Raw genomic sequence first — 13,914 nt, 5'->3', positions numbered from 1 at the left:
ACGCTTTCTGGAAAAATAGCGCGCTCAGGGCGCGCTATTTTCATTTTGGCGGGTAAACAATCTCTGCAACGTTAATGTGCTGCGCTAAGCCAAGTTCCCTGCCGCCTTGATTTTCACCTGTACCGCATTCCCCGGCAGATAAGCCAACGGAATGTCCTGATAGTCGATGATTTCAACGCTGCCCGGCATGGCTCCCATCTCTTCTGCAAGAAAAATGGTTTGCTGCTGCAATTCGCTTTTTATCTTCTCACGATCGTTATCCGGCATTTTAACTACGCGCTCGATCTGTGCGCCCACCTTCCCTAACGCCACACCAACCGCATTTGCCGCATCAAAATTCTGCGGGCGCATGACCTGACTGACACCGGATAAAACGTCAGGGAGTAAAATACTGCCACCGCCCACAAGCACGGCCGGAATAGCCGCGCTTGACGATTTAATCCGATCGATAGCACTTTCCACTTTCTCAATCATCTGGCAATAAGCCTGCTGGCAAAATGTGTTATCCAGTTCGGGCAGCGGATGAGGAAGAGCGGTAACCCATCTCTCACGATGAAGTTGCAGCATGATATCGCTGAGCGTTAACGTCTCCCCGCCAAAGCTGACTCCCTGTTCAAGCAGGCGATAACCGACACTATCCGGCCCAAGGGTGAGTTTCCCGTCCTGAGACTGTCGCACGCAGGTTCCGCCACCAATACCGATAGAAATAATGTCTGGCATTCTGAAATTCGTCCGCACATCGCCGACTTCAACGGCAATTGCTGACTCACGCGGGAAGCCATTCACCAACACGCCAATGTCTGTCGTCGTACCGCCAACATCGATAACCAGCGCATTATCCAGTCCAGAAAGGTGACACGCCCCGCGAATCGAGTTCGTTGGCCCGCAAGCCATCGTCAAAATGGGATATTGCTTCACCATGCTCTCGGACATCAATGTGCCATCGTTTTGCCCGAAAAAGGGCGTAGCCTTAATGCCGTGCCGAACTAGCGCTTGCGTAAAGCCGTTAACAAAGCGGTTCGCGGTGCTTTGCAACGATGCATTCAGGATCGTCGCGTTTTCCCTTTCCAATAATCCCGTGCTGCCTATCCGGTGGGATAACGACACGGAAACCTCTGGCAATGCCGCACTCACCCACTGGGCAACCTGCAGTTCCTGCTCATTATTTACGGGGGAAAATACGCCACAAATGGCCAGGCTATCGACATGGCCGCGCATCTTGTCACAAACTGCCAGCACTTCATCCCGCAGTACAGAATGAATCTCTCGACCATCAAATTCATAGCCGCCGTGAATCTGGTAGAAATGCTCGCCTAATGTCCTTTGCCACTCGTCATCCCAGCCAAACAGCGGCGGGACGCTATCGCTACTTGGCAGGCTCAGGCGCAATAATCCGACGCGATCCAGCCCTTTCCGCTCAACAATGGCATTGGTACATTGGGTTGTACCTAACATCGCATAGCGAATATGCTGCGGTGCGATGCCAGACTGCGCCAATACTTCCGCAATCACCCGTTCGATGCCGCTGTAGATATCCAGACTGGTAGGAAATTTGGCCGTCGCGATGCAGCGTAGATCAGCATCTAAAATTGCCGCATCCGTGTTGGTGCCGCCGACATCAATCCCGAGTCGGTAATCATTTTTATGTAACATCGGGAAAGCCTCAGCGATTCGCAAGCAGTTCTATCGGTACATACTGCACCGGATAACCGAAATACTCCGGTCCCGCAACGTCAATCCCTTTTGGCGTTCGCCACTTGTCATTGCACGGATAGGCAATCACATCGACTCGCTGCCCATAACGTAAATGTTCCGTGATGATCGGACGTCCGGTTTCACTATCTACTATGGAGATTAAATCAGGCACAACAGCCAGCAGATTATCCTGTGTAGGTTCTGTTGTCTGTGAAGAACGATAAGCCAGCAGGAGTTCATTCTGGAAAAGTACCGTAAACGACTCGCCTTTGTCGTTTCCCATACCATCCAGCACCACTTTACCCCGAGCAAAACCACCGGTTGTGCGCCGTGCTACATCAACAATTTTCCCTGATGCAACGATATGGCCATTCAGCACAGTAAGCAGAGACTGTACTGGATGACTGCCCGACTTGTGAGCCTGACGTAGCATTCTTCCGATATCCTGCGCCAGCGTCAGCGTGCCTTTGATAGCGCTACGCTTAAGTTGGCTACCGCGTAAGGGGTAATCGCACATCGCGCAAGCAGCGCCCATTTGTTCAACAATCGCGCGGGCCAACCGTTCCGACCACATACCATCTATAGGATTAAGAATGACTGCATTGCCCTTCTCATCTGCCAATGTATTTGGCGCAGAGGTTAAATCATCGAGAAAAAAGGTCACCATCTGCGCTTCGGGGAAGGCTCTCCCCATTGCGTCACAGTCGATAACAGGTAACCCTTTTGCGGCCGCAACCACTAATGGTATGAGTGAATTGATGCCGCCGACTTCGATAGAAAAAGTCCCAGATGCTGATTCAGCGAGATAATTCTCCATTGTTTCAAATGCCAGAAGAATTTGCCGCGGTGAAATGATTTTTTCTACGGAAACCGTCGGTGCACCCATCGTACTGCACGGGATAAAAAGCTCGCTATCCTTTACGTCATCCAGATTGCACAACGTTACAGGCTTTCCATGGCGCAAAGCATTTTTCGCAATTAGCGATCCTAAATAAGGATCCCCACCACCGCCGGTGCCAAGGATTGAAGCTCCCAGAGCGATATCATCTATCATTTCAAAATCAATATAGCGGACCATTACTTATCCAATAACCACTGAACAACCTAGGATTTAGAGAACGAATGGGCAGACTCTGCCAACTGCGGGAACATTTTCCGCATAGCGATATACATCACTAGGCTGATTATTATGCCATCCAATGTAGAAACGGATGTGATCGTAAACAAATCAAAGAAATCTGTAGCTGTTAATAAGCTTACAAAACTGCCGCATAACCATGCGATAGAGGCACAAATATTCAGTAAAGGTGGTTGTGATGCATCCTGCTTTAGACGCGAGGAATCAAAAAAGTAATATTCAGCAAGGTAAACCCCTGCAATAGGGGAAATCAGAACACCGAGTAACGACAGAAACTGGGTGAAGTTATTAATCATGCCGTTATAAGCCAGAAGCAGACCCGCAAATGCCATCAACACAACGAGTATTGGCCGAGATATCGCTCTGACAACAACAGAGAGGCCTAATGAGGCTGAAATTAAATTAGAACTATTCGTTGTCCATTGCGCAAAAATTAAAATCACAATCGCTGAAACACCGAGCCCTATAGTGAAAAATATTTCAACCAAATCGTCACTACCAACCATGCGGGTCAATATGAGTGCGACAAGAATCGTTGCGCTGTTTCCCAGTAAGAACCCCAAACCTGAGCCTAATATGGCATCTTTACGCGTTCTGGAATAACGAGCGATATCAGGCGACATGATACTTGCTGCCACGATCCAGATAGAAACAACGTAAGAAATAGCACTCCCTAAACTTATCGGCTTTTTAATGACAACTTCAGCAGGAGAAGAATGACCGTCAGCGGCGAGATATATTCCTGAGACGATGAGTATAAGCATTAGCGGGACACTTAATGCGCTTAGTTTCCCTAACGCCCTAACGCCCCAAATGGCCGTCGATGCCATTAGTGCCATACCAAAAAGTAGGATAAAAAAGCGACCAGGTTCCAGTTGATAATGTGACAGTGCTTTTTGCAACATCACACCAAAGAAATCGAGTTGAAAGGCAAACCATCCAACCAGTGAAACAGCGGAGAATACGCCTATCACTTTCCCACCTAGTCGCCCAAAAACAGAGATACTCAGTAGCGTTGTTGATAGCCCACAGCCATAACCAACGTTCGCACATAATGCGGCAAGAACACCGAGTAAGGCTGAGCCAATAAGCGTGGCACTGATGGCCTGAGAGAATGGTAATCCACTACTTAGAAAAGACCCGAGAAATAGACCAGAGATATCGATCCCTATAGCCAGCCATATCAAGGCAATGACATACCAACTTTTTCTTGCTTCGACAGGAACTTTTTCGTATTCGTAATCATAAATTTGCCGCTCCTGTTGTTCTTTTTCAGGTACAGCTTTCCCTTGAGACATAACTCCTCCATTAAATAAGCAGCAAATAATTATTGTATCGTTGTGATATTTTATAGAGGTTGCCTGGCGGCGTATAGAACAATGGTGCCGTCAGCAAGCTAACAACACCATTGTGCTTATGAGAGACCCTGATGTGACGCATAAAACCACACTATTTGTGGTAACCACATCAGTGATGTGGCGTGACAATAAGATAAATGGGTTTCATATCGATTAATACAGATATATTTTGATGTTAACATTCAGATATGTAATGTATGCGAAGGATATGCTATGCGCTTAGATAAACTGGAGATCCGCTGGTTAAAGCTTTTTTGTAAAATTGTTGAAAAAAAAGGAATTACTAACGCACAAGCCGCAACAGGCTTAAGTCAGCCTGTACTAAGTCACTACCTGTCTCGCCTCGAGGATACGCTCGGGCTTGTCTTGTGCGAACGTGGCCGTGGTGGGTTTGCCTTAACAACCGAAGGTGAGGTCGTCTATCAGGAGGCAAAATCTGTCATTTCCACACTTGATGACTTTGCTAACAGACTAGCCCGTATCAAGCACCAGCTTATAGGTAAAGTCAAATTAGGCTGTCTGGATAACATTGCAACCCACCCTAATAATGTTGTGTCTCAGGCGATAACCCACCTTTATGCCCAAAGCCCAGAAGTTAATGTCGAACTTGAAATTATGGAATACCTTCCACTCATGGAGCGGCTAAAAAACGGACATCTCGACATTGTTCTCAGTGCCCTGCCCGATGATATTCCCTCAGACATTTTTTATGAGCCTGTATTTGTTGAACACAGTTACTTTTATTCACTAGCAGAAAATGCTGAAACTATAGAACGTGAATGGATCAATGGTGAATTAAATCCTCGTCGACTGCTAATCGGTGGGCATGCCTTCAACGAAATATCTAAACAGTTAGGTCCTGTATCAAAGCAAGGTTTCCACCAAACAGCCTGGCATCTTGAGGGAAGCCTACTGCTTCTGCTGGCAGGAACGCATATTGGTTTTCTTCCCGATCATTATGCCAACGCTTGGGTTGAAAAAGGAAAGCTTGCTGCAGTCGCTCCAGACCGTTTAAAGCTCACCAGCATATTTTATCTGGTGCGAAACGCGAAACAGCGCCTTAGCCCAGTGGCCGAAGCGCTGTGGAATAACATGGTGGAAGCGGGACAAAGTTCGCTGGCCAGCCTCGATGTTGTTAGCTCAAGCAGCAGCTAATGGCGTTGGGTGGTGATCGGCCTTCCTGAGCAGCATCATCAGGTAGATCATGGCAACAACAGCGATCAAAACAAACAGCAATCGATCGGAATAGCTCTGCATCAATACCGCAGCAACGCTTGGTCCGCAAAGACTGCCAAGCGTGTAGCTGAGGAGCAAGGCCTGATTCATCGCGACCAGTTCGTCAGGGCGCACTTTTTCACATGCCCAAGACATGGCAACGGGATACAGCGTAAACCCTGCACATCCCAGCAGGAACAGCGACGGTGCCATGGCATAGTGGCTAATGCTTAACATAGCAATACAGCCAATAATCACCACAAAGACCAATACCCGCAGAACCAGCAATCGGCCATAACGATCGGCCATACGTCCAATAGGCCATTGTCCGATAATCCCGGAGCTGATCAGCAGCGCCATCCAGTATCCAACCTGCGCATCATTCATTCCCTGATGGGAGAGATACAGCGGCATCAGACCATACAGCGATCCTAAAATTGCGCCGGAAATAATACAGCCGTGAACGCCTAAACGGGCACTGCGGTACGTCAGCATTTTCCACATGTTGACATGCTTTTCTTGCTGCTCTGGCGGCGTAGGGAGACGAGTAAACAGCAGCGGTAATACCGCCAAAATAACTAACGCGACCATCCACGGCAGCACGTTCAGTAATGCGCTCGGCAATATGCCAAGCAGAAGCTGTCCAACTACGCTACCGAGGTAATAGGCAATCATATAGGCAGCCAGCAACTGCCCTCTCTGCGTCGGCGTTCCGCTACATAACAAAGCGCTTTCAACCACGACCCAGATTAATGCACAGCCGATACCGGCAAGGAAGCGCCAGAACAGCCAGCTACCGATATCCCCAGAAATACCGAGGCCAACGATTGCGATGCCAAATAATAAAGCCGCAAAATAATAGCTACGGTTAAATCCATAAAGTTTGATTAACTTACCGGCTAATAACGTTCCAACCAGATTACCGCCGAAGTAGGATGAACCAACAAGGCCAACCTGCCAGACAGGAAGAGATTGATAACTCAGCCACAGTGGTACCAAGGTATTTAATACCGCAATACAAACCGTCAGCAGCAAAAGTCCGCAGAGCAATAACAGCACTGGGCGGGAATAAGCAGACATAGCGAAGTGGATAACCAAACAACCGGAGAAGAGTGAGCGCATCATGCCACTGCGTATATAAAAGTCAATCCGGGCAAAAAGTGCTAAAAGTCCTTTCTCAAATTATGGATTGAAAGAATTAATCAACACAAATAGGAAGCCCGCTACGCTTAAAAACAGAAAACCACTACTCCACTGATTTTAAATAAGTTTTAACTTAAAATTTCAGTAACGCGAGGTGTTTAAGGGAGAGTAATTATTTTTACGATGAAAAAATATTACCGAACCTATACCGTAAAAAAAGCGCCCTTAGGCGCTTTATTCAGGTAACCGCAATTAGCCAATAAATTCCAGCCCGCCCATATATGGACGCAGCACTTCTGGAACCTCAATACGGCCATCAGCCTGCTGGTAGTTTTCCAGAACGGCAACCAGTGTACGACCGACTGCCAAACCAGAACCGTTCAGCGTGTGAACCAGTCGGGTCTTCTTATCGGACTTACTGCGGCAGCGAGCCTGCATACGGCGCGCCTGGAAATCCCACATGTTTGAGCAGGAAGAGATTTCACGGTACGTGTCCTGCGCCGGCAACCAGACTTCCAGATCGTAAGTTTTGGTGGAGCCAAAGCCCATATCACCCGTACACAGCAAGACCTTACGATAAGGTAATTTCAGCAGTTGCAGCACGGTTTCAGCGTGAGTCGTCAATTCTTCCAGCGCCTGCATGGAATCTTCAGGGCGGACGATTTGTACCAGTTCAACCTTGTCAAACTGGTGCATACGAATCAACCCACGCGTATCACGACCATACGAGCCCGCTTCTGAACGGAAGCACGGCGTGTGTGCAGTCATTTTCAACGGCAAGGATTCTTCATCAAGAATCTCGTCACGCACCAGATTGGTCAACGGCACTTCAGCCGTCGGAATCAGTGCATAGCTGCTGCTTTCCGCTTCTTCGCTCAGCGGAGTAGTATGGAACAGGTCTTCACCAAACTTAGGCAGTTGGCCTGTACCATATAACGTGGCGTGGTTTACCAGATAAGGGACATACGCTTCCTGATAGCCATGCTGCTGTGTGTGCAAATCCAGCATGAACTGGGCAAGCGCACGGTGCAAACGGGCAATCTGTCCTTTCATCACGACAAAACGCGCACCGGTTAATTTCACCGCAGCGGCAAAATCCAACCCGGCAGCCATCTCTCCGAGTTCAACATGATCGCGCACGGGGAAATCATATTTACGCGGTTCACCCCAGCGAGTCACTTCCTGATTCTGCGTGTCGTCCTTTCCAAGCGGCACAGAGTCGTCCGGCAGGTTCGGGATCGTTAACGCCAGATCGCGAATTTCATTCTGCAACTGATCCAGCTCGGCTTTCGCGGCATCCAGTTTTTCGCCTAATGTGTTAACTTCACGACGTAAAGGCTCGATATCTTCACCGCGTGCTTTCGCTGCACCAATCTCTTTCGATCGGGAGTTACGCTCTGCCTGCAGGTTTTCAGTTTCTACCTGCAATACTTTACGACGTTCTTCCTGCTTACGCAGGGTCTCAACATCCAGCTTAAAGCCTCTGCGAGCCAGTAACTTTTCGGCGACTGCGTCTAGCTCATTGCGCAGTAAATTGGGATCGAGCATGCTAATCCTGTGCTTATGATTATCAAATGAAATGGTGGCTTACACGGCGCGCTGCGCGGCCGGTTTCAGAAAATACCGCAATAACCTTACCGCAACGCTTAGTTCAACGGTAGCGTTTTGTCGGGCTATTTTGATCCTGAGTGGCAAGCCAGGCGAGCTTTTCACCAATTTTGCCCTCAAGGCCGCGTGAGGTCGGCGCGTAATAGTGCGTATCGGCCATTTCCGGCGGAAAATAGCTTTCGCCAGCGGCATAGGCATTAGGTTCATTGTGTGCGTACCGATACTCTGCCCCAAGCCCCATTTCTTTCATCAATCGGGTAGGCGCATTGCGCAAATGCTCGGGAACATCATAGTCTGGCCTCTCGCGCGCATCCTGCATCGCGGCTTTAAACGCGCTATACACGGCGTTACTTTTCGGCGCACAGGCCAGATAAACAATCGCCTGAGCGATGGCACGCTCCCCTTCTGCGGGGCCAACGCGGGTGAAGCAATCCCAGGCTGAGATAGCCACCTGCATCGCACGCGGATCCGCATTGCCGACATCTTCCGATGCAATCGCCAACAGTCGTCGGGCAACATACAGCGGATCGCCACCGGCGGTGATGATTCTCGCGTACCAATAAAGTGCCGCATCCGGCGCAGAGCCTCTTACTGATTTATGCAACGCTGAAATCAGGTCGTAATAGCGATCGCCTTTGTTATCAAAACGGGCACTACGCTCGCCAGAGATTTCGTTGAGGAGTGCCGGCGTCAGAACACGCATACCCTGCGCGTCGATTTCCGCCATATCCGCCATCATTTCCAGGCTATTCAGTGCACGTCTGGCATCGCCGTTGACCAATTCGGCCAGCATTCGCACGGTTTCGGCAGGCAGAACAATATTCTGTCCGCCGTATCCTCGTTCGCTATCGCTCATGGCCTGCAGTAAGACCTGTTCGATATCTTCCGCCGTAAGTGCTTTTAGCAAATAGACACGGGCACGCGATAACAACGCGGAATTGAGTTCGAAAGAGGGGTTTTCGGTTGTCGCACCAATAAAGGTGATCGTTCCATCTTCAATATGTGGCAGAAACGCATCCTGCTGACTTTTGTTGAAACGATGGACTTCATCGACAAACAAAATAGTGCGGCGCCCCGCATTGCGATTTTGCCGGGCACGCTCAATCGCTTCACGAATTTCCTTAATACCAGACGTCACGGCAGAAATACGTTCAACATCCGCCTGCCCGTAATGCCCAATCAGCTCTGCCAGCGTGGTTTTTCCCGTTCCTGGCGGCCCCCAGAGAATCATTGAGTGCAACTGCCCTGCCTCAATGGCGCGTGGTAGAGGCTTACCGGCACCTAACAGGTGCTGTTGACCGATATACTGTGCCAACGTCGCAGGCCGCATACGCGCAGCCAGCGGTTGGAATTCATTATGGGAAAAATCAAGGGACAGATTGCTCACCCTGGCCTCACTGACGCTGGTCATCCAGCGTGACGCCTTTCGGCGGTGTAAACGTGAATTGCGTGGCATCAACAGCGCCGTTTTGCTGATTCTTCAGCACATAAGTGCTCCGCTGCCCGTCTTGTTCCGTCGCGGTAAACTGCTTGATTGTGCCGTTTGTCGTCACATTAATCGCGAACTGCTTTAGATTGCCGCTCGCTGACTTCGGCGTAAGTTCAAAATCATCGCCTTTCTGACGCACATCGTATTTATTCCAGTCGCTGGCATCGTTACGCGTAATCAGAATGAACGGCGTATTTCCTGTCGCATCTTTCAGCCAGGTTGCCGTGACTTGCTCAACAAACGGATTGTAGAACCACAGTGTTTTGCCGTCAGAAATCAACGTACTTTCGTCAGGTGATGTGGTTTTCCAGTTAAATAGGTTCGGACGTTTCAACCACAGTTCGCCTTCCCCTTCCTGCACCGCTGCACCGTCAGCGCTGGTGACTTTCTGGCTAAAATTGGCGTGGAAACTGTTTACTTTATTAAGGCGACCCTGCAAATCTTTTGCCGCGTCCGCATAGACAGCGGTTGAGGTAACACCTGCAATCAGGCAACTGATAGCTAACCACTTTTTCATACGCATAATCCTTTGAATTTCTTAATATAACGAACCTTCATCTATCGAGGTCAGACGCTTTGCCTAGCGCCTATGTTCTTTACAGATCGGTGTTATTCGTCGAGCTACGTTATCTATAGATCTATGTTATCTGAACCCACTCGGACGGTGATAGGTGAATTATCTGCTTATTGCCGCTTTTACGCTTCTTTGCATAAGGGCTGCTCGCGCAGCCCTTATCGTGGAGTGACGTCAATCAGTACAGCATGCTTATTCCATCGATGGAGGAGCCAATACCTCGCGGTTACCGTTGTGTCCTGGGGAGCTGACGATACCCTGCGCCTCCATTTGCTCAACGATTCGCGCGGCACGGTTATAACCGATTCGGAACTGACGCTGTACGCCAGAGATGGATGCACGCCGCTTATCGACCACAAACTCTACCGCCTGATCGAATAGCGGATCGAGTTCTTCATCGCCATCAAGACCGAGGCTTCCGCCTTCAGCATCGTCGCCACCGCTGACAATATTATCGATATATTGAGGGCGACCGCGCGCTTTCCAGTCCTGAACGACGGCGTGAACTTCCTCATCGCGCACAAAAGCGCCATGAACACGGACAGGTATCGAGGAGTTAGGTGCCATATACAGCATATCCCCCATCCCCAATAGCGACTCCGCGCCACCTTGATCGAGGATAGTTCGTGAGTCGATCTTGCTGGAAACGGTAAACGCGATACGCGTCGGAATATTTGCCTTGATCAACCCGGTGATGACATCAACGGAAGGACGCTGCGTCGCCAGCACCAGATGAATCCCCGCCGCACGCGCTTTTTGCGCCAATCGGGCAATCAGTTCTTCAACTTTCTTACCCACCGCCATCATCAGGTCAGCAAATTCATCGACCATCACAACAATATACGGCAGTTTTTCCAGTACTGGCGGCGTCATATCCATACTGTCACCCGGCTTCCAGAACGGATCGGGGATCGGACGACCCATTGCATTTGCGGTCATTACCCGTTCGTTGTATCCCGCCAGATTACGTACGCCAAGCGCTGACATCAGCTTGTAGCGGCGTTCCATTTCACCGACACACCAGCGTAGGGCATTGGCCGCATCTTTCATGTCGGTCACGACTTCCGTCAACAAATGCGGAATGCCTTCGTACACCGAGAGCTCCAGCATTTTCGGGTCAATCATGATAAAGCGTACGTCTTCCGGCGTGGCTTTATACAACATACTGATGATCATGGCGTTGACGCCGACCGATTTACCCGACCCCGTCGTACCAGCAACCAGCAGGTGTGGCATTTTCGCTAAATCGGCAACGACAGGCTCGCCCGCAATATCTTTACCCAGCACAATCGACAGCGGTGATGGATTATCCCGGAACTGATCGCAGTCCAGTACTTCTCGCAGATAAACCGTCTGACGATGCGCGTTCGGCAATTCCAGCCCGACGTAAGGTCGGCCTGGGATAACCTCAACAATACGTACTGCGACAACCGACAGTGAGCGTGCCAAATCGCGCGACAGATTCGAGATACGTGCCGCTTTAACACCCGGTGCCAGATCCAATTCAAACCGTGTGATCACCGGCCCAGGAGAATGATCGACCACATCGGCTTTTACCCGGAAATCAGCCAGACGTGCTTCAATCAGTCGCGCCGTCTGTTCCAATGCGAAATTATCAACAGGCGCTTCGCTAGCCGGCGGTGGAGTCAACAAATCCAGCGTTGGCAGCGGCGTCGTCGGTTTCTGCAACGGCTGTTCGTTACGCATCAGGAACGGGTGAATCAAACCATCCATTGCCGGATGATGCGTTGGTGTAGCCACCGTTTCCTGTTTCACGGACTCAACAGGCGCTGACGTCGGTTGCGCTGGCTGACTAAACGTCAACGGATTGCGCTCATCGTCATCATCCCCATCTTCACCAGCATGCATCGGCGGAAGCTCGGGTTCAGCACGGTAGGACGGCTGCGAATAGGTGGACTCACTGAACGTATGCGGTTCAGGCTCGCGCTCACTCTCCGCACTAAACGGCGAGAATGAAAAAGCGTTATGCGATGTGACAGGATTTGGCTGAACGGGCGCACTGACCACAGGCGGCGCTACCGGAGCAGGGATTTCCTCATCGTGCTGCAATGCGCTGGCGTCATAACGTGACTGCTGCTGTGCAGCGAAGTCTCTGGCTAGCTGGGCTTGCAGACGCGCGTCTTCATCGTCTTCCTGTAACGGGTACTCATCACCGTAACGCTGACGTTGCTGATCCAGATACGCTTGCTGCAATGCCGCTTCCTGCTGGGCGATGTCATCCGGCGTCTCTTCCTGATACACATCATTCGCCAATTCCGTTTCTGCACTACCGCTCTGCGCCTGCAACCTTGCTTGCTCTTCAGCCAGCCGCTGCGACGGCAGTTTGATTCCGTATGACGCCAGTTCGCGGCGAGTAGGAATACGTACCGGATTAGGACGCGGCAGTTCCGGTCCTACGCCGCGTTTAATCTGCGGGTTATCATCCCCATCGGCACTGAACGCAGGCATAAAGGTGTTATTCGCATTGGAATCCGTATCACGCGCAAGCTGTGGTGGCTCAGCAAACGGTTGAACCACGGGTGCCGTGACAATCGGCGGTACAGTACTCTCTCCGTAACTATTTCCGTAAGGTACATACGCACTACTATGGAGCTCAGGAGAGGTTGCGATCGCTGGCGTTTCAGGGATTTCAAACGAATACAGCGGTGGATTTAGCGACGGCGTCGAATCAATCGCAGATGGGGTAACGGGCGGCACAACGCCAGACGATGAACCAGAGCCAGACGATGAACCAGAGAATGCGGCTCCTGATAATGTGGAATCAGGCGTTGCCACATCAGGCAATGTTGACGCTGTCACTGGCGTTTCAGCGGAGATCGCCGGTTGTGTCGCTGTCGGCGCGTTCTCAGCTAACGGTGATGACTCAACTATCTCAGTGCCTGACGCCGTGTCGTTTACCGCATCAGCCACGTAAGGCGCAGAAAACAGGACGTCATCATCATCACGCTGTTGTGTTCCTACCTCACCCGACGCCTCATCGTGGCGCAGGTTAAGCACATCACGTTCATCTTCTTCACGATCGTGTTCTTCGCGGTAGTCCTCATCGTGGCGTGAACGGTTTGACATAAACGTCAAACACCCCAAGACACCCGCGCCAATTTTTTCAGCGATCGTTAACCATGACCAGCCGGTAAACAGCGTTAACCCTGCGCCCCACACGCACAGCAGAATCAGCGTCGCGCCCATGCTGTTGAAACGTGGGATCATTGAGCTGCTCAACAGGCTTCCCAAGACACCACCGGAAGCAAAGTAGTAGAGATCGTCAATATTCAACGCAGCCAAACCGCAAGAGGTCAGGATCAGCGCCAATGTCCCAATCAGGCGAAGTGAAAAGGTAAAATATTCAATAGATTGTTGGTTATCGCGCTGACGGAAAGCCGCCCAGCACAGGGATAACATAATCGGTGGAATGGCGTAGGCCAGCACACCAAAAATAAAGAACAGCGTATCCGCCAGCCATGCACCTGCTACACCACCAAGGTTGTGAATAGGTTCATGCCATGCAGTCTGTGACCAACTGGGGTCGGAGGGGCTGAAACTGAGTAGTGCGACACTAAGATAAACCGCAAAAAGTGCCACAACGATTAAAATCGCTTCAAGCAAACGACGTGTTCCACTGAGTTTTTTCAGGGTAACGTCTTTATCTTCTGTATATTCCTGGCTCAAGAGTCTC

The 13,914-nt window shown here is 50.4% G+C and carries 9 protein-coding genes; 1 reads left to right on the top strand and 8 read right to left on the bottom strand.

The window, feature by feature from the left end; all coding sequences use genetic code 11:
- Positions 1 to 84: 84 nt before the first annotated feature.
- From BUB06_RS00170 to BUB06_RS00160, 3 genes are read right to left on the bottom strand one after another with little or no spacing between them, the layout of a single operon-like run.
- The gene (locus tag BUB06_RS00170) at positions 85 to 1,653 is read right to left on the bottom strand and encodes a hydantoinase/oxoprolinase N-terminal domain-containing protein (RefSeq protein WP_039472671.1); all 1,569 of its coding nucleotides are present in this window, start codon (positions 1,651 to 1,653) and stop codon (positions 85 to 87) included.
- 10 nt (positions 1,654 to 1,663) lie between these two features.
- Positions 1,664 to 2,773 (bottom strand): DUF917 domain-containing protein, encoded by a 1,110-nt coding sequence (locus BUB06_RS00165; protein WP_010301082.1) that lies wholly within the window; start codon positions 2,771 to 2,773, stop codon positions 1,664 to 1,666.
- A gap of 26 nt (positions 2,774 to 2,799) precedes the next feature.
- Positions 2,800 to 4,131: a cytosine permease gene (locus BUB06_RS00160; protein ID WP_010301085.1), complete on the bottom strand. Its 1,332-nt coding sequence runs from the start codon at positions 4,129 to 4,131 to the stop codon at positions 2,800 to 2,802.
- A gap of 273 nt (positions 4,132 to 4,404) precedes the next feature.
- Here BUB06_RS00160 and BUB06_RS00155 point away from each other — a divergent pair, with 273 nt between their 5' ends.
- Positions 4,405 to 5,346, top strand: coding sequence for a LysR family transcriptional regulator (locus tag BUB06_RS00155; RefSeq protein WP_010301088.1), 942 nt, complete (start codon positions 4,405 to 4,407; stop codon positions 5,344 to 5,346).
- Here BUB06_RS00155 and BUB06_RS00150 read toward each other — a convergent pair.
- The 5 genes from BUB06_RS00150 to BUB06_RS00130 all read right to left on the bottom strand — a co-directional run bounded on the left by BUB06_RS00150 (position 5,332) and on the right by BUB06_RS00130 (position 13,907).
- The gene (locus BUB06_RS00150) at positions 5,332 to 6,486 is read right to left on the bottom strand and encodes an MFS transporter (protein WP_010301091.1); all 1,155 of its coding nucleotides are present in this window, start codon (positions 6,484 to 6,486) and stop codon (positions 5,332 to 5,334) included. The genes BUB06_RS00155 and BUB06_RS00150 overlap by 15 nt on opposite strands.
- Before the next feature lie 315 nt (positions 6,487 to 6,801).
- Complete coding sequence (gene serS, locus BUB06_RS00145; protein ID WP_010277199.1) at positions 6,802 to 8,097, bottom strand: serine--tRNA ligase; 1,296 nt, start codon at positions 8,095 to 8,097, stop codon at positions 6,802 to 6,804.
- 103 nt (positions 8,098 to 8,200) lie between these two features.
- Positions 8,201 to 9,544 (bottom strand): replication-associated recombination protein A, encoded by a 1,344-nt coding sequence (locus tag BUB06_RS00140; protein WP_010301094.1) that lies wholly within the window; start codon positions 9,542 to 9,544, stop codon positions 8,201 to 8,203.
- Between the two features lie 7 nt (positions 9,545 to 9,551).
- The gene (gene lolA / locus BUB06_RS00135) at positions 9,552 to 10,163 is read right to left on the bottom strand and encodes an outer membrane lipoprotein periplasmic chaperone LolA (RefSeq protein ID WP_039472669.1); all 612 of its coding nucleotides are present in this window, start codon (positions 10,161 to 10,163) and stop codon (positions 9,552 to 9,554) included.
- 249 nt (positions 10,164 to 10,412) lie between these two features.
- On the bottom strand, positions 10,413 to 13,907 hold the full coding sequence (locus BUB06_RS00130; protein WP_039472668.1) for a DNA translocase FtsK 4TM domain-containing protein: 3,495 nt from the start codon (positions 13,905 to 13,907) through the stop codon (positions 10,413 to 10,415).
- Between the last annotated feature and the right edge of the window lie 7 nt (positions 13,908 to 13,914).

Origin of the sequence: Pectobacterium carotovorum (assembly GCF_900129615.1) — a bacterium.
GTDB classification, from domain to species: domain Bacteria; phylum Pseudomonadota; class Gammaproteobacteria; order Enterobacterales; family Enterobacteriaceae; genus Pectobacterium; species Pectobacterium carotovorum.
The sequence above is the reverse complement of the archived record's forward strand: the minus strand, read 5'-3'. Positions and strand labels throughout refer to the sequence as shown.